Genomic DNA, 24404 nt, shown 5'->3' with positions numbered 1-24404 from the left:
TATCCATTCCAAAACTTGGATACCCCAAATAGTGAGACATGCTCTGAATCACTTGGAACTCAACACTAAATTTTATATAAAAATATTTTAAAGTTATTGAATAAGTTTAAATTTGAGCTTGTTTCCATATATTAATATAAAAATTTGTTTAATGTAAATTAGTAATATATTTTTTATAGTTATAATTTTATAACCTTAGAATAATATAGCATACTAATATTCTTGTTTCTATATTATTTTAAAATACTTTTTAATTTATATGGTTCCAAGTTGACTCTTAAAGTTATCTATTCCAAAACTTGGATACCTAAAATAGTGAGACATGCTCCGAATCATTTAGAATTCAACACTGCATCTTGTATAAAAATATTTTAAGGTTATTCAATAAATTTAAATTGGAGCTTGTTTGCCTATATCTATCAAAAAGTTTAGCATTTAAAATAAAGCATATAATTTTAAAATTATAATTTATATAGATTAAGTTTTTTACTTAAGATTTAATTGCGAAAGTCTATATAATAATTATTTAAATATAATATTATTAAATTAAGTGGTATTAGTTTTGGAGGGGATTAAATGCTAGGAAAAAGTAAAAAGTTATTACAACAGATAGAGGAAAATAACAAAAGAATAGAAAATCTTAAAAAAGAAAATAATATTTTAGAATCTTTATGTAAAGTTACATCAAATATGTTTTGGATAAAAGATTTAGATAATAATTTAATATACTGGACTAAAGGTATGGAAGAATTAACAGGTTTGGATAAGAACAGAGCTAAAGAAGATTTAAATGGAGTTTTAAAAGATAAAAATGGCGTTGATTTAAGTAATTTAATTAATACTTCCAATTTATATGATAGTAATGGTAATGAAGTAGGAATTTTAAAGGAGATAAGAGAATCAATAAATTTAGATGGAATAATAGATATAATTGAAAGTAATTCTAGTAAAATAGATGGTTTTTCATCTCATATAGAGATGTCTATGAAAAATATATCAGAAGTTTCAAGTAAAATAAAAACTCAATCTAATGAAATACTAGAGGAATCTAAAAATGGGTTAAAAACAGCTCAAAAGGTATATGATCAAACAGAAACTTGCACAAAATTTGGGCATGAGGTTAAAGAAAATATTGAATCAATAAATATTTCTATGAAAAAATCCGTAGATAAAATTAATGATTTGAAAAGTAAATCAGAGCTTATAGTGGATATATTAACTACTATACAGGGAATAGCATCTCAAACAAATTTACTAGCACTAAATGCGTCAATAGAGGCAGCAAGAGCAGGTGAATCTGGTAGGGGCTTTGCTGTTGTTGCAGAAGAAATAAGAAAATTAGCAGAAGTATCACAGGAATCAACTAAGGAAATAAAGGAAACTATAGATGCAATAATAGATATTGTTCAAAGTACTGTAGGGTTTATAGAAAAAACAGATAAGGATCTTTTAGCTGGAGCAAATGGAGTGAGCAAACTTTTAGAACTAGTTAAGGGTATAGAAAATGCATCTGAGATTATGCTAAATTCTATGGAAAAAATAGAGAAAGTGTCAATAGAAAGTTCTAGAATAAATATTGATCAAAATAATTCATTGACAGAAATTGCAGCTGTAAGCGAAGAATTTAATAATATGTCTAGAGAAATAGGGGAAAATATAAAAAATGAAATGTTGAATATTTCTAAGTGAAAATTAGCAAAGATTTATTGAAAATATAATGCAAAATTTGCAAATTCATTTATAAAACATTAAAATTAAATAAGATTAAAATGTGAGGTGATATATGATGAAATATACTAAAAATTTAGAGTCAGCATTAGAAAACCTTCAAGCGAAGGGTGCTTTTTTAACAGTTAAAGATGGTGAAAATGTAAACACTATGACAATAGGTTGGGGACAAATGGGATACATGTGGAAAAAACCTGTATTTATGGTTATGGTGAGAAAAAGCAGATATACTTATAATTTAATAGAAAAGGCAACAGAATTTACTGTAAGCATTCCAGTAGATGATTCAATGAAAAATGAATTAATTTTATGTGGAACAAAATCAGGAAGAGATTTTGATAAAGTAAAAGAATGTGGTTTGAAATTAGAAAAAGGTAGAACTGTAGAGACTCCATTAATATCAGGATGTAAATTACAATATGAATGTAAAATCCTTTATAAACATGAAATGGATAAATCTTTCTTAGATAAAGAAATAGATGAAAAAGTTTATGTTGATAATGATTATCATGTATTATATTATGGAGAAATAGTAGATTGTTATGAACTTTAATATAGGGTTTTAGAAAGTTTATAACTAAATATAAAGGAATTGGTTAGAGGAAATTTAGAACCAGTTCCTTTATATATTATCAATATTTACAAAGTACATTATTTATAATATAATAATTAAAGTTGTTAAATATTTTAAAATTTAAAGGTATTTATCATAAGGGAGTAGCTGACAACTTTGGTTGTGTCAAGGTCAACATACTGGTTTTTAACCTGGCTTTGGATTAAATAGTGAGACTTATGTATAATGCAAAATTTAATTTTGTATTATACATGGGTCTCTTTTTATTAATAAATTAAATAAATTTTTAGTTTAAAAAGAGTAGTAAATGCAAAAAGTAAAAATGAATTTAAAAGAAAATGTTAAATAAGAATAATTTGGTATTTAGTTATCAAAAATATTATATAAATAAAATATGGAGGATTTTTTATGAGTATTATATCTATTTTTTTAACAGCATTAGCTCTTGCAATGGACGCATTTGCTGTTTCTTTAAGTATTGGAATGAAATCTAAAAATGAAAGGATTAAAAATGGATTAAAGGCAGGATTATATTTTGGAATATTTCAAGGTGCTATGCCTCTTATAGGATGGTTGTTAGGAATTAAGTTTACTAATTATATAGTAAAATTTGATCATTGGATAGCATTCATTTTGCTAGCTATAATTGGTGGTAAGATGATTTATGAAGCTATAAAAGGAGAAGAAAGTGATATAACTAGTGATTTAAGTGTAAAAGTTATGACAATATTAGCAATAGCTACTAGCATAGATGCATTAGCAGTAGGTGTAAGTTTTGCATTTTTAAATGTTAGCATAGTGCTAGCTGCAAGTTCTATAGCTATAATTACATTTATAGCATGTTTTATAGGAGTTTTTATTGGACAAAAACTAGGGGATGTTTTAGGCGGGAAAGCTGAATTTCTAGGCGGAATTATATTAATTCTTATAGGTACTAAAATTCTTTTAGAGCATTTAGGAATATTATAAAGAGTTTTAAAATAAATTTTAGCAAAACAATATGTTATTAAGTAACAAAATGAACTTATTTTGGATATATTAAAAGTGAATAGTAATTTAAATTAGGAGTAAATATGAGTTATACAACTAAAAGGCAACCACAGGGGAAAGCTAAATGTTATGAAAATATACTTAGAGAGGTATTAATAGCAGAGCTGGTAGCAATTGAAGATTATACTAACACGCTTGCTTATAGTGACATAAAAGAACTTAATCATATTATTGAGCATATCTTAGAAGAAGAAAAAGAGCATTATGGAATGATACTTTATCTGTTAAGAAAAGTTGATAGAGAAGAGTATGAAATGTATAAACGTGTATTAAAAAAAGATGAGTTTAATGAAAAACCTTTTAAAATTCAAAATGGTGATAATAAAAAAGATAAAAGAACAATACTTAATACCATAAGGGAAGATATTAAGGGAGAATTTGAAGCAGTTGTATTATATGAAGATTTACTTGATGAGATACCAGATAGAGAAGGAAAAAATATTTTGCATAAAATAATATTAGATGAAAAAGAGCATGCAGAAGAGCTTACTCAAGTATTGTTAAAAATTGATAAAGATAAATATGGACCAATAAGCGATTAATATCTATAAGAGGTGTATTAAGGTGATTAAATCATTTTAATACACCTTTTCTTTAAATTAGCATAAAGGTTTTTATTTGAAATGAAAGATATTAAATATATAATAAATAATATAGAACTATTTAATTATAAAAGATTAATCATAGAATTATTTGTAAACTGACATTGTAGATGGAAAAAGTTAAAATTTTCTTATTTGATAAATTTAATTTGGAACCCTATATAAGCTAAAATTAAAACTTTAAACTATATAAAAAGTAAAAAGTTAAAAACTAAAGTGAGGAGTAAATATGAGTAATATATTTAAAAAAAGTTATAAAATAAAATTTTATGAGACAGATTTTACACAAAAGATAAAAACACATTCAATAGTTAATTACATGCAAGAAACATCAAGCTTACATTCTGAAGTTTTAGGAGATGGATATGAGGCTTTGGGGAAAAAAGGTATGTATTGGGTAGTATCTCGAATAAAATTAGATATGATAAAATATCCTAAATGGAATGAAGAAATAACTATAGAGACTTGGCCTGGTGGACTAGATAGAATGTTTTTTTTAAGATCTTTTAGGATTTATGGTGAAAACAATGAACATATGGGTGATATTGATGCAGCATATTTATTAATAGATAAAAAATCACCACTACCATATAAACCTAAAGAAGAAGATATTCCATATGAAGTTATAAAAGACAGATTTAAGCAATACAAAAGAATAAACAAAATTAGATTTAACAAAGATGAAGGAGAACTTATTGGAAAAAGAAAAGTAAGATATAATGATATAGATTTAAATAAACATGTAAATAATGCAAAATATGTGGAGTGGGTAGAGGATTGTTTTAAAACTGAAGACTTTAAGGAAAAAAGAATAAGCAGTATTCAAGTGAATTTTATAAAAGAAGCTAAAGAAGGTCAGAAAATATTGTTTTATAAATATGATGTAAAAGAAGAAAAAAATAGTTATTATATACAAGGAAAAGATAAGGAAACAGATGTAGAATTATTCCAAGCAAAAATTAGTTTTAAAAATATGTAAAAACTATTGAATTTTTTGTTGGAACGTTGTATTCTTATTAAGGTCTTTTAAATAAAAGATATTTGAAATTAAAAATCATAGTCTGAAAATGGGAGGGAGTAGATTTGAAAGGTTTTACTAATGTTACTTTTTTTTATAATAACGTAAAATTTAGCGAGCCATATTTAGATAACACTTATAGAAAAAATTTGGAAAATGGCAAGTATGTAATGGAAAATAAATTGATAAGTTATCAGGAAACAGTAAAAACCCTGGCCACAACAGATAATGATGAGGATTTAGTTGTATATAATTTTTCAAAGGATCATTTTGAAAACATTAAAGAAGCTAAAAAGCCATATAATTATTCGAAAAAGAAATTAAAAATAAATAAGAATATAGATAAAATAATAAGAAGTTTTTCTTGTATAAATGAAGAATATAATAATAATTTATATAAATTGTTATTATTAAGTGTTATATCTTTACTAAATTGTATAATCTCATCAAAAGAAAATACTGTTATTATGACCAATACATTAAATTTAGTTATAATTTGGATGAGTTTTATTATAATGGAGTGTTGGGGTAATAATAAAAGTGAAAAATCTATAAAAGATAATATTTAATAAAAGTGCCTTTTAAGATAATAAAATATTTTAAAAGGCATTTTATATTGAAAGGAAAGTTCAATATAAAAAATATAAATAGATTACAGTCTTTAATAGCAAAAAATAATAAATTATTGATAAAAATAGATTTTTTAGGTATATTCAAAGGTGATAATATAAAATATATGGAGGGATTACAATGAAATATACATATAAAACTAAAGGATGTTGTGCAACTCAAATAAATTTTGAAGTTGAAGAAAATATTATAAAAGAAGTTGAATTTATACAAGGTTGTCGTGGAAACACACAAGGTATAGCAAGATTATTAGTAGGTATGAACGTAGAAGAGGCCATAAAAAGGTTGAAGGGTATACCTTGCAGAGGAGAAACATCTTGTCCAGATCAACTGGCATTAGCATTAGAAAAATTAGTATTAAATAAATAAGAAAAGAGAATGTCTTAAAATAGTATTTAAGACATTCTCTTTTATCAATTTAATAAAACTTATACAGAAACATACTGCTATTAAAGTTTATAATCCATACATTCAATTTTAAAGAACGATTTAGGATATTTGCATAGTGGACATATTTCAGGAGCATTATTACCTTCATGAATGTATCCACAATTCATACATTGCCAATTTTGAACTTTATCAGGACTATTAAACATTGTTCCAGATACTATTCTGTCATATAAATCTTTGAATCGCTCTTGATGGAATTCTTCTACTTCTTGTAGTTCTTTATAAAAGTTTGCTATTTCAATAAATCCTTCACGTCTAGCAGTTTCTTCAAACTCTTTATAAATGTAAGAAAATTCTTCAGTTTCTCCTTCTATTGCATCTTTTAAATTTTGAGCAGTATTTTTTATTTGTTTTAAAGCATTTTTATAAACAAATCTACTATGTGCTCTTTCATTTCCAGCAGTTTCTTCAAATACTTCTGCTACGTAATTATAACCTTCTTCTCTAGCTTTTTCTGCATAAAGCATATATTTATTACTAGCTCTAGATTCACCAGAAAAAGTTTTTAAAAGATTTTTTTCCGTTTCACTACCGGATAAGGAAGTCATTTCATTTTGTCTATATTTCATTTTAAATCCTCCTAATTATCTATCCAATAATAAAATATGCAACTATATGTAAAAATGATACATATATGTAAAAAGTATAGAGCAAAAATACTCTATACTTTAAAATATATATTAAAAGTTTTAGAGAAAGTATTATTCTTTATTCAGTAGTATCATAGTGCCATAATAATACCAAAGACAATTATCGCAATATGGCAAATCACTTTCAATGATAAATTGTCCATCTGCAGGAAGCTTATTATATAATCGTTTACTTCCATCTTTAAATCTACATTCTACAGTTCGTAATCTTTTAAATAATTCATTAGCATCATCATATGAAATAGGTTTTATAATTCTCCAAGTATCTTTTAAACTAATATTTTTTTGCTTGGATGATTTGATTTTTCCTTGAATAATAAATTTTTCATCACCTTTAAGTTCTAAGGTGTGACCGTATTCATTTATTGCAATATAGGTTGGATTGTGATACAAAGTTTTAAGTGCTTCCATTGTGTTTAAATTATTCTCCATTAAAACGCCCCCTTTTTTAACAAGAATATTTTTAAATTAGTAATATTATATTATGTAAAATAAAAAAGAGTGTTAATAAGTAGTAAAATAATGTTAAACAATGAAGAAATAAATATGAAAAATATGATTTGATTTAAAAAATATAAAAATAACCTTTAGAATTGAATTTTAAATTAAAATAAAACTTAAATAGTTAAAAATTTGTTGCAAAATAAAATATGTAATGGTTTAGATAAATGAATAAAAGCAGTTATAGATTAAGAATCTTTAAAATTTTAAAATTTAAAAGATTAAAAAAGTTTTATGTTAAAATTTGTAATACATTTTTATTTAATGTATAATATTGTAGTAAATAAGATTAGGGTTCGGAGGATTTATGAAGGGTAAATGTAGTGCAAAATACATACTAATGATAATATTAATATCATTATTTACTACAATTTCTTATAGTGTTTATGCAAATGTAAACAAAAATGTAGATAAAGATACTCAAAAAAAAATACTTATAATTAATTCATATCATTTTGATGAGACTTGGGAAGCACAAATTTTTTCGGGTATTAAAGAAGGTTTAAGTAAAGAGTTTAAAAATGTAGAATATAATTTTGAATATTTAGATAGTAAAAGGAGTACATTGGATTTAAATGAAATAAAGAAAAACTTCACTTCAAAATTTAAAAATCAAAATTATGATTTAATTGTAGTATGCAATGATGAAGCTCTTATGGTATTAAATCAAATTTATAATGACATCTTTTTAGATACACCTGTCGTATACACTAGTATTAATAAACAAGACTTAAAATTAGGAGAAAATCTTGAAGAGCATTCAGTAGGAGTTCGTGAGCAGTTTTTAATATCAAATGCTATTTCTTTTGTGATTAAGACACATAATAATGTTAAGACAATGAATTTTATGTTAGATAATACAGTGAGTTCAAAAATATTTGCGGAAGAAATAAAAAAATTACAATCTAAATATGATAATTGTAAATTTAATATAATTCAATGTGAATACATTAATGAAGCATTGGAAAAAACTGAAGGAAATGAGAAAAATAGTGTAAATTTTATGTATGGCGTCTATAAGGATGAAAATGGACAAATAATTGATAGGGATACAATATCTACTATTGTTTATTATCATACTAAAAGAGAACTTTATACTTGGAGTGAGTCGTGGTTAAATTCAGTAGTTGTAGGTGGGCCTATAATTGAAGGAATTAAAATTGGCGAATTGACTGGAGATTTATGTTATAGAATACTTAATGGTGAAGATGTTAATACAATGTATGATATAAGTAATTCTAGTTTTAAATATGTATTTTATTATGAGGCTTTGAATAATTTTTCTATAAATATGAAGAATTTGCCAAGTAATTCTATAGTATTAAATCATCCATCGGTATTAAAAAAAATACCAATGGAGCTTAAGGCTACAATAATATTAATTATTGCTATCTTGACATTATTAATAATAATATTATTACTTAGAATTGAATATAAGAATAAATTATATAAGCAAGCATTGGAATACGAAAATTTACGGACTGAGTTTTTTGCAAATATTTCTCATGAATTAAGAACCCCATTAAATATAATATTAAGTACACTTCAATTAAATGATATGCATTTAAAAAATGGAGAGATAGTATACAAAAATGACGCTATTTATAAGAGGATGGATGCATTAAAACAAAATAGTAGAAGATTATTAAAACTTATAAATAACTTAATAGATATAACTAAGATTGATGCAGGGTATTTCGCTCTTCAATATGAAAATATTAACATAGTTGAAGTGGTTGAGGATATAACAATGTCAGCAGCTAATTATATTGAACGAAAAAATATAAATTTGATATTTGACACTGAGATAGAGGATAAGGTAGGTTGCTTTGATCAAGATAAGATAGAAAGAGTTATGTTAAATCTTTTATCAAATGCTATAAAGTTTACTCCTCAAGGTGGAGATATTTTTGTAAACATATATGATGAGGATAAATGGATAAAAATAACGGTTAAAGATACGGGAATAGGAATACCAAAGGATAAACAGCAAATAATATTTGAAAGGTTTAGGCAAGTAGAGAATTTATTAACTAGGAATCAAGAAGGAAGTGGTATAGGACTTTCTTTAACAAAATCACTAATTGAAATGCATGGTGGAGAATTAGAAGTAAAAAGTGAAATTGGACAAGGTAGTGAATTTATAATAAGACTTCCTATCAAAGAATGTAATAGGAAATGTGTAGTTGATAAAAATACTATAAATAATCCACAAGAAAAAATAAACTTAGAATTTTCAGATATATATGATGATTAAAATATGTTTTGACAATAAAGTATATTAGGTATATAATCTTAAATATCTCATATATTCAACAAATCACTTATTAATAATTGGTTTGGAATTAAAACTCTTATAAACATTTTTGTTTATAAGAGTTTTAATTTTTATGATTAAAATTTTATAAAAATAAGTTAGTATTTTTTGAACTTTTTTATAGAATAATACGTAGTAATAGTAGATGAAAATATGAGGAGGAATATTAATATGAAAAAAATAATTACCTTTATGATAGCTGTTATAATGTGTTTATCATTAATTGGATGCAGTAAATCAAAAGAAGAAGTTAAAAATATACCAGTAGCTGATATAATGGCAGCTGTTGAAAAAGAAGTAGAGTTTAGACCTATGGAAAACTTTCAAAGTGGAGATATTTTAAATGCTCAATATTATATAAAAGATGAAGATGTGGAAGAATATATAATAAAAAAGGCAATGATGAATGTTTCAGCAGCAGAAATTACAATAATTAAAGCAAAAGATGAATCAAAGGTTGAAACTATAAAAAATGGTGTAAAAAAAAGACAAGAGGATTTAGATAAACAGTGGTCTCAATATCTACCAGATCAACATGAACTAGTAAAAAATGCGAAAATAAAGGTTGTAGGAAACTATGTCATTTTTATAGTAGATGAAGAAAGTGAAAAAATAGAAAAAATAATAGATTCACAATTAAAATAAAATTTGATGAAAAAAGAGGTTGTTTAAAAAGCAACCTCTTTTAAATTTTATATTTAATTAATAAGTTTTATTAATTAAAATTTTTATGTAATAATATATATGAATATAGTAATAAATATAAAAATGAAAAGAGGTTACAAACATGAAAGTTGTAAGCGCAGAACTAAAAGCAATAAGGTATAATGGGGTAGACGTAAAAGTTCACAATGGACTTATGGGTATATTAGTTTCAATGGATAAACAAAATATTACATTTGATGATTTAACTAATCATGATGTATATACTAAAGTTATATTACTTACAAGAAAATGTTGTTCTTGTTCTCCTACATTAATAATGGAAAGTGGAGTAAAGGAAGATGATGATAAAGAGATACTAGAATTGATAGATAGAATTTTAGAGCTTATAGGGGATGATATAAAAGAAGCCTTTGAAAAAGAAAAAAGATAGTAATATATAGTGAATGTCTTAAATTATGAAATTTAAGACATTCACTTTTTTATAAAGATTTTGCTGAAAATTACGAATAATAGATAGTAAGACTAGTTTATAGAAACGAGACATAGATTAAGATATAAGGATGAAAAGAATGAAAAAAGAAGAAATATACATTGTTGATTTTAAACTAGAGAATGAAGAGATCATAAAGCAATATTTTTATAAGTGGATAGAAAGTAGAAGGCACATCCCTAAAAATTTTACAAAAGAAATAAGATTGATGAGTGTAAGACCATACTATATGCCCTGTTATGTATGTGATTTAAAAATTGAATTAGATTACACTATAAGAGTACAAAAAAGATATAAAATTCGAAGGGGAATGAGCACTATAATTGATGATAATGAAATGTTTTATGTGAAAGATTATTCTCTTTTTGCATCTCAAGTAATACCTAGATATGATATGGATCAAATCTCACCCTATGATTTTTCTAAAATGTCTATAAGTGGGTATGAAACCAAACAAGTAGCAAAAGAAAAATTTATTCAAGTATATGATGACTGTATAAATCATTATAAAGGTGCAGTGATGAAAAAATTAGAAGATGTTATTAATAAAAAACTTTTGAAAGAGAATACAAAAGAAATGAAGAAAAAATTTTACAAAGTAAAATCATATGAAATAATTAATGAAGAATATTATAAAGTATTAGTACCAGTTTGGGTATGCAAGTATTCTTATAATATGACAACTTACTATTGTATATTTAATGGTCAAAGTGGAAAAGAGTTTGGGCATACACCTTCTAGAAAAATAGATAAAATATTTATATCAGTAGTTATTTTTTTAATCATAATGATACTAGCAGTTTTTTTATTTATATATATAATTAAATAAATTACAATAGAGTTAAGGAAAATTATATTAAGGCATTTTTAAATAGTATAAAAATCTATTTAAAGATGTCTTTTTTATTTATAATTTATTTCTGAAAGTTTAGGTGTATGTTGAAAAATAATATATTTACCTTCATATAAAAGTTTAACTCCATTTATCCACTCATTATCATAATCTGGTTGAAGTGATAGTTCGTTCTATTTATAGGATTTTAATCTGGAATTTGAACTTATCTTATTTTTGGAACTTCATATTAAATTTTATTTTAACCTGTTTAATTTTATAAATACACAACGAATATTTATAAAATTCAAACAAACGTATAATAAAAGGCTTAAATAAGAATAACATACGTATAATGTCGAACGAAAATAAAAATAATTTAAAAAAAGTACTTTAAAAAAATAAAAACTATGATATAATAACAATATCGAATGATTATTAAAAAAATAAATATAATGTTCGTATAAAAGAATGGCTTAGGGGGAAAAGTTATGCAAAATCAAATTTTTACTATTTATGTTGAGAAAAAACCGAATTTTAATTTGGAATCACAGGGAATGTTAAGAGATTTTACTGTAAATCTTAAGCTGAATAATTTAAAAAATGTAAAAGTCATAAATAGATATGATATAAAGGGAATAAATAGTCATGAATGTGAATTAGTTAAAGATTTTATTTTAAGCGAAGTAAATGTAGACAATTTATATGAAAAAATTAATATAGAAAATAAAAATTCATTTAGGGTTGAATATCTTCCAGGTCAATATGATCAAAGGGCAGACTCAGCTATGCAGTGTATTCAAATATTAACTCAAAAAGAAGATTTAAAAGTTAAAACTAGTAAAATAATTATTTTAGAAGGATTACTTAATGAGAATGATGTAGAAAAAGTGAAAAAATACTACATAAATACTGTGGATTCTAGAGAAGTACCAGTGGATGAAATGGCCAAATTTAATGAAGAAAATATTGAGATTAAACCAGTTGAAATTATAGAGGGATTTATAAATTTAGAAGAAGGGCAATTAGAAAGCTTTATAAAAGAAAAATCTTTAGCAATGACTTTAGAGGATTTAAAGCTTGTTCAAAATTATTTTAAAAATGAAGAAAGAAGAAACCCTACTATAACGGAAATAAAAGTTATAGAAACGTATTGGTCAGATCACTGTAGACATACTACATTTCAAACAGTATTAACGGATATTGAAATTGAAGAGGGTAAATTTTCAAAACCTATAAAAGAAGCTTTAGAAATATATAATAATTATAGAAATGAGTTATATAAGGACAAAGATAAAGCTGTGACACTTATGGACATAGCCGTGATTGGAATGAAAAAGTTAAAAGCTATAGGAAAATTAGATGATTTAGATGTTTCAGAAGAAATAAATGCTTGTAGCATAATTATAGATGCAGATGTTGATGGAAAAAATGAGAAATATTTAGTGATGTTTAAAAATGAAACACACAATCATCCAACAGAAATTGAACCTTTTGGAGGAGCATCTACTTGCCTAGGTGGAGCTATAAGAGATCCGCTTTCAGGAAGAAGTTATGTATATCAGGCTATGAGAATTACTGGATGTAAAAATCCTAAGGAAGATTTAAAAAACACATTAAAAGGAAAATTACCACAAAGAAAAATTACAAAAGAAGCAGCGAAGGGATATAGCAGCTATGGAAATCAAATAGGGTTAGCAACAGGATATGTAGAAGAATTGTATCATGATGGTTATGAAGCGAAAAGGATGGAAGTTGGTGCAGTTATAGCAGCAGCACCTTATGAGAATGTAATAAGAGCAAACCCACAGCCTACAGATAAAATCATTCTATTAGGCGGAAGAACAGGAAGAGATGGTGTTGGTGGTGCCGCAGGTTCATCTAAAGAACATAATGAAAAATCTCTTGAAAGTTGTAATGCTGAAGTTCAAAAAGGAAATGCTCCAACGGAAAGAAAAATTCAAAGATTATTTAGAAATAAAAAAGTTACAACAATGATTAAAAGATGTAATGATTTTGGAGCTGGAGGAGTTTCTGTTGCAATAGGTGAACTTGCTCCAGGATTAAAAATAAATTTAAATTTAGTTCCTAAAAAATATGAAGGATTAAATGGAACTGAAATTGCAATATCAGAATCACAAGAAAGAATGGCAGTAGTAGTTAGTGAAAAAGATGTGGAGAAATTTATAGAATATGCACAAAATGAGAATTTAGAAGCTGTAGCAGTTGCTGAGGTTACAGAAGAAAAACGTATAGTAATGAGTTTTAATGGTCAAGAAATTTTAAATATTTCAAGAGATTTCTTAGATACTAATGGAGCAAAAAGTTTTAATAAAGTTAAAGCAATAGCACCAAAGGAATCGGAAAATTATTTTGAAAAAAATATTTTTATAAAAAATACTTTTGAAGAAACAATAAAGGGTTTGGTTGGAAATTTAAATATATGTTCACAAAAGGGGTTAATAGAAAATTTTGATTCTTCAATTGGAGGAAATACAGTAATTATGCCTTTCGGAGGCAGATATCAACAAACGCCCAATGAGGCAATGGTATGTAAACTTCCAATTTTAAATGGAGAAACTTCAACAGGTACAATAATGTCACATGGATTTAATCCATATATATCATCTTGGAGTCCATTCCATGGAGCATTTTATGCAGTTATAGAAAGTTTAGCAAAAATTGTTGCTATAGGTGGAGATTATAAAAAAGTTAGATTATCACTTCAAGAATATTTTGAAAAGCTAGGATGTGATAAAGAAAAATGGGGTAAGCCATTTTCAGCATTATTGGGAGCATTATACGCACAACATAGTTTTCAGATACCAGCTATAGGTGGAAAAGATAGTATGTCAGGAACTTTTAAAGATTTAAATGTGCCTCCAACATTAATATCTTTTGCAGTATCAACAGTGGATGTTAATAAAGTTGTAACTCAAGAATTTAAAAAGTTTAATAGCAAGGTAATTTCTATAAATGCTAAAAAGAATGAACAGGAAATTGTAGATACAGATAAATTAAAACTTAATTTTGAAAAAATACATTCACTTATAGAAAAAGAACTGGTTTTAGCATCCTATACATCAAAGTTTGGGGGGATATTAGAGGCAGTAATTAAAATGGCTTTAGGAAATAAAATAGGATTTAAATTTAGTAAAGGACTAAATTTAAATGAAATTACTAAATTAAATTATGGAACTATTATATTAGAAATTAGTGATAATGTTAATTTGGAAAAAGAACTAGAAAATATTGATTATACTATTTTAGGGGAAACAACAAAGGAATACAACATACAGTGGAACAATGAAATAGTTAATTTAGATGAAATAGAAAGCATTTATAATATGCCATTAGAAGAAATTTTCCCAACTGATTATACAAATAAAAGTATATACAATAAAAAAATAGAAAATTATAAAGTTAAAAACAAGTTAGAAATTAAGTCACCTTTAATAAAGGTTGCAAAGCCAAAGGTTGTAATTCCTGTATTCCCAGGAACTAATTGTGAGTATGATTGTGAAAGAGCATTTATAAAAGCGGGAGCAGAAGTTGAACAGGTTGTATTTAAAAATTTAACTTCAAAAAATATAGAGGAATCTATAGAAATTTTAGCTAAAAAAATAAAAACATCACAAATAGTTATGTTACCAGGTGGATTTAGTGCAGGGGATGAACCTGATGGTTCTGGTAAGTTTATAGCTACAGTATTTAGAAATAGCAAAATTAAAAATGAGGTCATGGAGTTATTGAAAAATCGTGATGGATTGATGTTAGGAATTTGCAATGGATTTCAAGCACTTATTAAACTTGGTCTTGTAACTTATGGCGAAATAACGGATTTAAATGAAAACAGTGAAACACTAACTAATAATTCAATAGGAAGACATATATCTTGTATGGTAAATACTAAAATAGTTTCAAATTCTTCACCATGGCTTTGTAAAACAAAGGTAGGAGATGTTTATACAATTCCAGTATCACATGGTGAAGGAAGATTTTATGGTAGTGAGGAAGGTATAAAAGCTTTATTTGAAAATGATCAAGTTGCTACACAATATGTTGATTTAAATGGAAATCCAACTTATGATATAAAATTCAACCCAAATGGTTCATTATATGCAATTGAAGGCATAACAAGTCCAGATGGAAGAGTATTTGGGAAAATGGGTCATAGTGAAAGAATAGGAACAAATGTTATAAAAAATGTTATAGGAAATCATGAACAGAAAATTTTTGAGAGCGGAGTTCACTATTTTAAATAATAGATTTTAGGAGGTATATTTGTGAAAGTTGCAATTATATTTGGAAGTAAATCAGATACTGAAATTATGAGAAATGCTGCAAAATGTTTAAGAGAATTTGAAATCAATTTTGAGGCACATATTCTTTCTGCACATAGAGTGCCTGAAAAATTAGAAGAAGTTTTAAAACAGTTAGAAGAAGATGGTTGTGAATGCGTAATTGCAGGAGCTGGTCTTGCTGCACATTTGCCAGGAGTTATAGCATCTAAAACTGTTATTCCAGTTATAGGAGTTCCTATAAAAGCAGAACTAAATGGATTAGATGCACTATATTCTATAGTACAAATGCCAAAGGGAATTCCAGTAGCTACAGTTGGTATAAATAATAGCTATAATGCAGCTATGTTAGCAGTACAAATATTATCTAATAAATATCCTGAAATTAAAGAAAAGTTAATTGATTATAGAAAAAATATGAAGAAAAACTTTATAAAAGAAAATGAGGGCGGGGTTGAATTATAATGGAAACTAAAAAATTAATGTATGAAGGAAAAGCGAAAAAAATATTTACATCAGGTAAAGAAGATGAAGTAATTGTATATTACAAGGATGATGCTACTGCATTTAATGGTGAGAAAAAAGAAACTATTAATTCAAAGGGAATTCTAAATAATAGCATAACATCAAAGTTGTTTGAAATGTTAAATAATAGAGGTATAAATACTCATTTTATAAAAAAATTAAATGAAAGAGAACAACTTTGTAAAAAGGTTGAAATAGTTCCAGTAGAAGTAATAGTAAGAAATGTTGCAGCTGGTAGTATGGCAAAAAGATATGGTTTAGAAGAAGGTAGTGAATTAAAAACTACTGTTTTAGAAATAAGCTATAAAAATGATGATTTAGGAGATCCACTTATGAATGATTATCATGCTGTAGCTATGGGAATTACAACTTTTGATGAATTAAATGAAATATATGATAATGCAAGAAAGATAAATGAAATTTTAAAAGAATTTTATAAAAAACAAAATATAAAACTTGTAGATTTCAAATTAGAATTTGGAAGATTTAATGGGAAAATTCTTTTAGCTGATGAAATATCTCCAGATACATGTAGACTTTGGGATATGACAACAGGTATGAAATTAGATAAAGATAGATTTAGAAGAAATCTTGGTGATTTAGTAGAGGGATATACAGAAGTGTTAAATAGAATGTCACAGGTGGAAAAATAGTATATATTTTGGTAGCAGTGAAAGCATCTTTAATAAAAGGGCAAAGGGTGGTTAAACATGGAAGATTTAAAAAAAGGATATATTTATAATAATTTTTCTCCAGATAAATTTAAAGATGAATGTGGTGTGTATGGGATTTTCAATACAGGAGAAGAAACATTAGAAGTAGGAAAAAGAGCATATTATGGACTTTATGCACTCCAACATAGAGGTCAAGAAAGTGCAGGAATAGTAAGTTTTGATGGTGAAAAAATGCATTCTCATAAGGATATGGGATTAGTTTCAGAAGTATTTAATAAGGAGATTCTTTCAAAACTTACTGGTTATAGTGCAATAGGTCATGTAAGATATTCTACTGCAGGTGGAAGCTGTATTAAAAATGCACAACCAATACTTGGAGAGTTTAAATTAGGGAATATAGCTATTGCACATAACGGTAATCTAACTAATGCAGATATAATAAGAGAACTTTTAGAAGATTCAGGATGCATATTTCAAACTTTAATAGATTCAGAGGTTATATTATATCTTATAGCAAGAAGTGCAAAAAAAGGGATTTTAAATGCAGTTGTTGATACAATGCAAGCAATAAAGGGTTCCTTTGCAATAACTATTCTTACAGAGAATGAACTTATAGGGGTTAGGGATCATTATGGAATAAGGCCATTATGTATTGGAAAAATAAAAGATTCTTATGTTTTGGCATCAGAGAGCTGTGCCTTAGATGCAACTGGTGCTGAGTTTATTAGAGATGTAGAAGCTGGAGAAATTGTAGTAATAAATAAAGAGGGGTTAAAAAGTATAAAATTTGGAGAAAAAAGCAAAAAAGCAGTATGTTCATTTGAATATATATATTTTGCAAGACCAGATTCTAAAATAGATGGAATAAGTGTCCATAAATCAAGGTTTAAAGCTGGTCAGGAATTATATAGGGAGAACCCAGTAGAAGCAGATATAGTTGTAGCTGTTCCAGATTCAGGAATATCTGCAGCTATGGGATATTCAGAGGCTTCAGGAATTCCTTATGAATTAGGACTTATAAAAAATAAATATGTAGGAAGAACATTCATATCCCCAACTCAAGAAGAAAGAGAAAATGCTGTAAATGTAAAACTTAATGTTTTGAAAGAAAATGTTAGTGGAAAAAGGGTTGTTTTAATAGATGATTCTATAGTAAGAGGGACTACAAGTAAAAGGTTAGTTGAACTTTTAAGAGAGGCAGGAGCTAAAGAAATACATTTTAGAGTTTCATCACCAGTAGTTAAATTCCCATGTTATTTAGGTATAGATACTCCGTATAGACGAGGTCTTATAGGTGCAAACATGGGAGTTGAGGAAATTTGCAATATAATAGGTGCAGATACTTTGGGATACTTATCAAAGGAAAAACTTTTAGAATGTCTAGATAAAAATATGGATTTTTGTATGGGATGTTTCCAAGGTGAATATCCAATATCAGCACCAATAAAATTTGAAGAATAAAAATTATAATTTTGTATAGTGGATAGTTGAATTTAAAGGCAGAAATAACTATCCACTAAAAAATTACATACATTTGGTGAAAGAGAGGAATGGGGATAATGATAACTTATAAAGATGCAGGGGTTAATATAGAAGAAGGTTACAAGGCTGTTCAGCTTATGAAAGAGTATACTAAAAAAACTATGACAAGTGGAGTTTTAAATGGGTTAGGTAGTTTTGCTGGTATGTTTGAAATAGGATGTGGTTATGAAAATCCAGTATTAGTTTCAGGCACAGATGGAGTAGGAACCAAACTTGAAATTGCAATAAGCCTAAATAAGTTTGATACTATTGGTATAGACTGTGTGGCTATGTGCGTTAACGATATTTTGTGTCATGGCGCAAAACCAATATTTTTCTTAGATTATATAGCTTGTGGAAAATTAGATTCCAATATTGCTGCTGATATAGTCAAAGGAGTTTCAAATGGATGCATACAATCAAGTGCAGCACTTATAGGTGGAGAAACTGCTGAAATGCCAGGGATGTATAAAGATGGAGATTATGATTTAGCAGGATTTGCAGTTGGAATTGTAGATAAAAAAGATATTATAGATGGAAGTAAAATAAAAGACGGGGATGCACTAATAGGAATTGCATCTTCAGGAGTTCATAGTAATGGTTATTCTCTTGTAAGAAAGTTAGTAGAAAACTATGATGAAAAATTAGGTGATAAAACTTTAGGGGAGATTCTTTTAACTCCAACCAAAATATATGTAAAATCAGTTATGGAGATTATGAAAAAATTTGAAATACATGGTATGGCACATATAACTGGTGGTGGATTTTATGAAAATATTCCAAGGATGTTTAAAGGTAATTTAGCTGCTGAAATACAGAAGGATTCTTTTGAAATTCCAAAAATATTTAAATATCTAATGGAAAAAGGTGTAGATGAAAATCATATGTTTAACACATATAACATGGGTGTAGGAATGGTATTAGCTGTAGAGGATAATGATGCAACAAAGATTATAGAAACTTTAGATAAGTTAGGGGAAAAAGCATATAAAATAGGAAAAGTTGTATCAGGAGGGGAAGGCATTTGTTTAAAATAGCAGTCTTAATATCTGGAAGTGGAACTAATCTACAAAGTATAATTGACAATATTAAAGATGGATACTTGAAAAATTGTACCATTGAATATGTAATTAGTGATAAAAAAGATGCATTTGGATTAAAACGAGCAAAAGAAAACAATATAAAAACTAGGGTATTTGACAAAAATGAACTAAAAGAAGACTTAAGTTACAATATATTAAAATTTCTTAAAGGAAAAGTAGATTTAATAGTGTTAGCAGGTTTTACTTCTATATTAAAAGAAAATATAATAGATGAATTTAGAAATAGAATTATAAATATACATCCATCATTGATACCAAGTTTTTGTGGGAAAGGCATGTATGGATTAAAAGTTCATGAAGCAGTAATTGAATATGGTGTAAAGGTAAGTGGATGCACAGTTCATTTTGTAGATCATGGCACAGATACAGGATCTATAATAATTCAAAAAGTAATTGACGTTAAAAGTACTTACAGTGCAAAGGAATTACAACAAGAAGTTTTGAAAACTGAACATAAGGCTCTTCCAGAAGCTATAAAACTTATAAGTGAAGGAAGAATTAAAATAGATAAACGAAAAGTTATAGTAAGTTAAAACTATAAAAGTTAAAGGGTGATATTGATGATAAAAAGAGCATTAATAAGTGTATTTGATAAAACAAATATATTAGAATTTGTAAAATTTCTTCAAAAGAATAATGTTGAAATAATATCAAGTGGTGGAACTTATAAATATTTAAAAGAAAATCATATAGATGTAAAAGAGGTATGTGAAATAACAAAAGCTGATGAGATGTTAGATGGGAGAGTTAAAACTCTTCATCCTAATATACATGGTGGCATACTGGCAATTAGAGATAATAAAAATCATATGGATACATTAAAAGAAAGAAAAATAGAAACCATAGATTTAGTTTGTGTAAACTTATATCCGTTCTTTGAAAAAGCTAAAGAAGATTTAGCTTTTGAAGAAAAAATAGAATTTATTGATATAGGTGGTCCAAGTATGCTAAGAAGTGCTGCAAAGAATTTTAAAGATGTTCTTGTTATTAGTGATATTAAAGACTATGAAACTGTTATAAAGCAAATTAATGAAAATGGTGATGTAGATTATAAAACAAGAAAAAGTTTTGCAGCAAAAGTATTTAATTTAACTACTGCCTATGATGCAGCAATATGCAAATTTTTACTTGAAGAAGATGATGAAGAAAACTATTTTACTGCTTCATATGTAAAAGAAAATAATTTAAGATATGGTGAAAATAGTCATCAAAGTGCAATGGTTTATAAAAATACTAATGGACTGGGAATGCTTAATAATATAATTAAATTAAATGGAAAAGAACTATCTTACAATAATATAAAAGATATGGATATTGCATGGAAAGTTGTAAATGAATTTGAAGAAATAGCTTGTTGTGGATTAAAACATAATACACCATGTGGAGTGGCTATTGGAAATACTGTAGTAGATGCTTATAAAAAAGCACATAGTTGTGATCCAGTATCAATATTTGGAGGAATAGTAGCAATAAACAGGATTATTGATAAAGAAACAGCAACAGAGATGATAAAGACATTTTTAGAAATTGTAATAGCTCCGGGTTTTACAGAGGAAGCTATCACAATCTTAAAAGAAAAGAAAAATTTAAGGGTTATAAAATGTACATCAAAGCCAAATGATAAAAAAGAAATTATATCTATAGATGGTGGTTTATTGGTGCAAGAATTAGATAAGAAAATTTATGATGATTTAAAAGTAGTTACAAAGGAAAAGCCAAGTAATGAAGAAATGGAAGAGCTAATGTTTGCAATGAAAGTTTGTAAATATGTAAAATCTAATGCCATAGTTGTATCTAAAGATAAAAAAGCTATAGGTATAGCAGGTGGACAAGTTAATAGAATATGGGCAACAAAACAAGCACTTGAAAGAGGCGAAGGGGCTACAGTATTGGCTTCTGATGCATTTTTCCCATTTAGGGACTGTGTAGATGAAATAGCAAAATCAAATATAAAAACAATAATTCAACCTGGTGGGTCGTTAAGAGATCAAGAATCAATAGATGCCTGTAATGAGTATGGAATAAGTATGGTATTTAGTGGAGTAAGACATTTTAAACATTAAAAATTGAGAGTAGATTAAATAGTTACTAACTAAAGTTTAGGAGAGTGAACAATGAAGATATTGTTAGTAGGTAATGGTGGTAGAGAGCATGCATTAGCATATAAGATGGCACAAAATCCCATAGTTGAAAAAATATATTGTTCTAAAGGAAATGGTGGAACTTATTTTGAGAATAAATGCGAGAATATAGATATAGACAATATAGATGACTTAGTAAATTTTGCACAAACTAATAATATTGAACTAACGGTTGTAGGACCAGAAAAAGAGCTTTGTGAAGGAATCGTAGATAAATTTAAAGAAAAAGGACTTAGGATTTTTGGACCTAGTAAAGAAGCAGCTCAATTAGAAGGTAGTAAAGCATTTTCAAAAGATTTCATGAAAAAATATGGCGTAAAAACTGCAGAGTATAGTAAGTTTTATAATTTAAAAGAAGCATTAAACTATGTTGAAAATTGTGTCTTACCAGTGGTTATAAAAGCAGATGGTCTAGCAGCAGGTAAAGGCGTTGTTATAGCAGAAAAAAGAGAAGAGGCAATAAAAGCAGTAAAAGATTTTATGGAAGATAAAATTTTAGGCAATGCTGGAGATGGTTTAGTTATAGAGGAATTTTTAGAAGGTGTTGAAGCATCTATACTTTCTATAACAGATGGTGAAGTGATAATACCATTTATATCTGCAAAAGATCATAAAGCCATAAATGATGGCAATAAAGGACCTAATACAGGGGGAATGGGCACAATTGCTCCAAATCCATATTGTAATGAGGAAGTTTTGAAAGATTTTACACAACATATAATGATACCAACATTAAACGGTATAAAAAAAGAAAAGTTAGATTATATTGGTATAATATTTTTCGGAATTATGATAACTAAAAAAGGTATATATTTACTTGAATATAATGTTAGAATGGGAGATCCTGAAACACAAGTAGTACTTCCGCTTATGGAAAGTGACTTAGTAGAATTAATTAATAGTGCCATAGATAAAAACTTAAAAAATACTAAAGTTTTATTTAAAAATCAGCATGCTTGTTGTGTTATAGCTTCATCAAAGGGATATCCAATAAAATATGAAAATGGTTTTGAGATAACGGGAGTAAACAAAGTTAAAGCTAAAACTTTTTTTGCAGGAGCAGAAGAAAAAAACGGAAAATTATTAACTAGTGGTGGAAGAGTACTAGGGGTAACCACAATAGGAAAAACATTAGAGGAAGCAAGAAATAAAGCTTATGATAGCATAAATAAAGTACATTTTGATGGAATATATTATAGAAAAGATATTGGAAAATAGTTTTAAAATAAAAACATTATGAGTTTCATAGTGTTTTTTATTTTAATATGAAAATTAATTAAATAAAAAAGAATTTGTTATTTCTTTATGATATAATTAAAAAGTGATTTTAAAAGTATATATACATATTATATAGATAGGAGTGAAATACTTGGAATTACTTGAAAAGTTTTTTAAAGAGTGGGGAATACCAATTTTATGTGCTGTTTTTTTAGCATTTTTGGTAAACAGATTTATATTCTTTAATGTTAATGTCCCAACAGAATCTATGTATCCAACTATAAAGCCTAGGGATAAGATATTTGTTACTAGAATTCATAGTCAAGAATCACTTCAAAGAGGAGATATTATAGTATTTAAATCAGAAGAATTGGAAGAAGATTTAATAAAAAGACTTATAGGTCTTCCAGGTGATCACATTGAAATAAAAGCTGATGGAACTATGTATATTAATGGTAAACTAATTGAAGAGGATTATGTAGTATACAATAGCAATAAACAAGCTATTTTTGATGTTCCAGAAGACTGTTATGTATTTTGTGGAGACAATAGAAATAATTCATTGGATGCAAGATATTGGGATAATCCGTATATAAATTATAAAGATATAAAAGGAAAAGCAAGGTTTATAATAAGCCCATTTAGTAGATGGGGAAAATTGAATTAACACTGAAAGCTATATTAAAATTTTAGTATAGCTTTCTTATTATTTATTTTTATTATTTAATGATAAATTTTCTTAACAGATAACTTTAAATAATGTAAAATATACATATAAATGCAGGGGGAGGAGAAAAAATGAAGAAGTTTATAAAAGATTGGTTATGGATAATTATAGTAGCATTAATAATAGCAGGGGTAACTAATAAATTTATTTTTTTTAATATAAAAGTAACAACTGGATCAATGTTACCAACAATACAGTTAGATGATACCATATTTTGTACAAAAATTTATGGTGAAAAGTCTATTAAAAGAGGAGAAATAATAGTTTTTGAATCAAAAGAATTAGAAGATGACTTGGTTAAAAGAGTAATAGGACTTCCAAATGATCATGTTGAATTTAAAAATGATGGAACTGTTTATATAAACAATAAGAAGTTAGAAGAGCCTTATGTAGTTAATAATAGTGATAAGACTGGAATTTTTGATGTTCCTGAACATTGTTATCTTTTTGCAGGGGATAATAGGGCTACATCATTAGATGCAAGAAGTTGGGATAATCCTTACATAAATTATAAAGATATAAAAGGAAGAGCTAAATTTGTAATAATGCCTTTTAGTAGATGGGGAAAATTAGATAAATAATTAAAAGCTATATTAAAATTTAAGTTTTAATATAGCTTTTAATTATGGAGTTTCTTAACAGATAACTTTAAATAATGTAAAATAAAATTATTAAATATAGTTAGG

At 26.6% G+C, this 24404-nt stretch carries 23 protein-coding genes; 21 read left to right on the top strand and 2 right to left on the bottom strand.

All coding sequences use genetic code 11. From position 1 onward, the window contains the following. Positions 1-576 precede the first annotated feature (576 nt). The 7 genes from AZI32_RS01885 to AZI32_RS01855 all read left to right on the top strand — a co-directional run bounded on the left by AZI32_RS01885 (position 577) and on the right by AZI32_RS01855 (position 5971). Positions 577-1689 (top strand): methyl-accepting chemotaxis protein, encoded by a 1113-nt coding sequence (locus AZI32_RS01885; RefSeq protein WP_061994224.1) that lies wholly within the window; start codon positions 577-579, stop codon positions 1687-1689. A 97-nt stretch (positions 1690-1786) separates the two neighbouring features. Then, the gene (locus tag AZI32_RS01880) at positions 1787-2281 is read left to right on the top strand and encodes a flavin reductase family protein (protein ID WP_061994223.1); all 495 of its coding nucleotides are present in this window, start codon (positions 1787-1789) and stop codon (positions 2279-2281) included. 429 nt (positions 2282-2710) lie between these two features. Continuing rightward, entirely contained in the window at positions 2711-3271 is a 561-nt protein-coding gene (locus AZI32_RS01875; protein WP_061994222.1) for a manganese efflux pump MntP family protein, read from the top strand. Positions 3272-3375: 104 nt separating this feature from the next. Continuing rightward, entirely contained in the window at positions 3376-3894 is a 519-nt protein-coding gene (locus tag AZI32_RS01870; protein WP_061994221.1) for a ferritin family protein, read from the top strand. Positions 3895-4183: 289 nt separating this feature from the next. Further along, on the top strand, positions 4184-4933 hold the full coding sequence (locus AZI32_RS01865) for an acyl-ACP thioesterase domain-containing protein (RefSeq protein ID WP_061994220.1): 750 nt from the start codon (positions 4184-4186) through the stop codon (positions 4931-4933). Positions 4934-5037: 104 nt separating this feature from the next. Continuing rightward, positions 5038-5541, top strand: coding sequence for a hypothetical protein (locus AZI32_RS01860; RefSeq protein ID WP_061994219.1), 504 nt, complete (start codon positions 5038-5040; stop codon positions 5539-5541). 181 nt (positions 5542-5722) lie between these two features. Further along, on the top strand, positions 5723-5971 hold the full coding sequence (locus AZI32_RS01855; protein WP_061994218.1) for a TIGR03905 family TSCPD domain-containing protein: 249 nt from the start codon (positions 5723-5725) through the stop codon (positions 5969-5971). A gap of 80 nt (positions 5972-6051) precedes the next feature. Here the strand turns inward: AZI32_RS01855 and AZI32_RS01850 are convergent, their stop codons facing one another. Both AZI32_RS01850 and AZI32_RS01845 read right to left on the bottom strand, forming a co-directional pair. Then, positions 6052-6600 (bottom strand): rubrerythrin family protein, encoded by a 549-nt coding sequence (locus AZI32_RS01850; protein WP_061994228.1) that lies wholly within the window; start codon positions 6598-6600, stop codon positions 6052-6054. A gap of 153 nt (positions 6601-6753) precedes the next feature. Continuing rightward, positions 6754-7134, bottom strand: coding sequence for a hypothetical protein (locus AZI32_RS01845; protein ID WP_061994217.1), 381 nt, complete (start codon positions 7132-7134; stop codon positions 6754-6756). A 376-nt stretch (positions 7135-7510) separates the two neighbouring features. Here AZI32_RS01845 and AZI32_RS18215 point away from each other — a divergent pair, with 376 nt between their 5' ends. From AZI32_RS18215 to lepB (AZI32_RS01775), 14 genes are all read left to right on the top strand, one after another. After that, positions 7511-9460 (top strand): sensor histidine kinase, encoded by a 1950-nt coding sequence (locus AZI32_RS18215; RefSeq protein ID WP_157450821.1) that lies wholly within the window; start codon positions 7511-7513, stop codon positions 9458-9460. A 231-nt stretch (positions 9461-9691) separates the two neighbouring features. Continuing rightward, entirely contained in the window at positions 9692-10165 is a 474-nt protein-coding gene (locus tag AZI32_RS01835) for a DUF4358 domain-containing protein (protein WP_061994216.1), read from the top strand. A gap of 142 nt (positions 10166-10307) precedes the next feature. After that, positions 10308-10616: a hypothetical protein gene (locus tag AZI32_RS01830; protein WP_061994215.1), complete on the top strand. Its 309-nt coding sequence runs from the start codon at positions 10308-10310 to the stop codon at positions 10614-10616. A 139-nt stretch (positions 10617-10755) separates the two neighbouring features. After that, on the top strand, positions 10756-11505 hold the full coding sequence (locus AZI32_RS01825; protein ID WP_061994214.1) for a hypothetical protein: 750 nt from the start codon (positions 10756-10758) through the stop codon (positions 11503-11505). 494 nt (positions 11506-11999) lie between these two features. Then, positions 12000-15773 (top strand): phosphoribosylformylglycinamidine synthase, encoded by a 3774-nt coding sequence (locus AZI32_RS01820; protein ID WP_061994213.1) that lies wholly within the window; start codon positions 12000-12002, stop codon positions 15771-15773. A gap of 21 nt (positions 15774-15794) precedes the next feature. Continuing rightward, a complete protein-coding gene (gene purE / locus AZI32_RS01815) occupies positions 15795-16274 on the top strand; it encodes a 5-(carboxyamino)imidazole ribonucleotide mutase (protein WP_010294463.1) in 480 nt (159 codons plus the stop codon). Continuing rightward, on the top strand, positions 16274-16987 hold the full coding sequence (gene purC / locus AZI32_RS01810) for a phosphoribosylaminoimidazolesuccinocarboxamide synthase (protein WP_061994212.1): 714 nt from the start codon (positions 16274-16276) through the stop codon (positions 16985-16987). The genes purE and purC overlap by 1 nt, the downstream gene beginning before the upstream one ends. Before the next feature lie 57 nt (positions 16988-17044). Continuing rightward, the gene (gene purF / locus AZI32_RS01805; protein ID WP_061994211.1) at positions 17045-18469 is read left to right on the top strand and encodes an amidophosphoribosyltransferase; all 1425 of its coding nucleotides are present in this window, start codon (positions 17045-17047) and stop codon (positions 18467-18469) included. A 98-nt stretch (positions 18470-18567) separates the two neighbouring features. Next, the gene (purM, locus tag AZI32_RS01800; RefSeq protein ID WP_061994226.1) at positions 18568-19566 is read left to right on the top strand and encodes a phosphoribosylformylglycinamidine cyclo-ligase; all 999 of its coding nucleotides are present in this window, start codon (positions 18568-18570) and stop codon (positions 19564-19566) included. After that, positions 19554-20165 (top strand): phosphoribosylglycinamide formyltransferase, encoded by a 612-nt coding sequence (gene purN, locus AZI32_RS01795; RefSeq protein ID WP_061994210.1) that lies wholly within the window; start codon positions 19554-19556, stop codon positions 20163-20165. Before purM ends, purN begins: the two co-directional genes overlap by 13 nt. Before the next feature lie 27 nt (positions 20166-20192). Then, entirely contained in the window at positions 20193-21695 is a 1503-nt protein-coding gene (purH, locus tag AZI32_RS01790; RefSeq protein WP_061994209.1) for a bifunctional phosphoribosylaminoimidazolecarboxamide formyltransferase/IMP cyclohydrolase, read from the top strand. A gap of 51 nt (positions 21696-21746) precedes the next feature. Next, positions 21747-22991, top strand: coding sequence for a phosphoribosylamine--glycine ligase (gene purD / locus AZI32_RS01785; protein ID WP_061994208.1), 1245 nt, complete (start codon positions 21747-21749; stop codon positions 22989-22991). A 151-nt stretch (positions 22992-23142) separates the two neighbouring features. Continuing rightward, positions 23143-23658: a signal peptidase I gene (gene lepB / locus AZI32_RS01780; RefSeq protein WP_061994207.1), complete on the top strand. Its 516-nt coding sequence runs from the start codon at positions 23143-23145 to the stop codon at positions 23656-23658. 131 nt (positions 23659-23789) lie between these two features. Further along, a complete protein-coding gene (gene lepB / locus AZI32_RS01775; RefSeq protein ID WP_061994206.1) occupies positions 23790-24299 on the top strand; it encodes a signal peptidase I in 510 nt (169 codons plus the stop codon). Positions 24300-24404: the final 105 nt, after the last annotated feature.

Source organism: Clostridium sp. ATCC 25772 (genome assembly GCF_001573875.1).
GTDB lineage: Bacteria > Bacillota > Clostridia > Clostridiales > Clostridiaceae > Clostridium_J > Clostridium_J senegalense.
The sequence above is the reverse complement of the archived record's forward strand: the minus strand, read 5'-3'. Positions and strand labels throughout refer to the sequence as shown.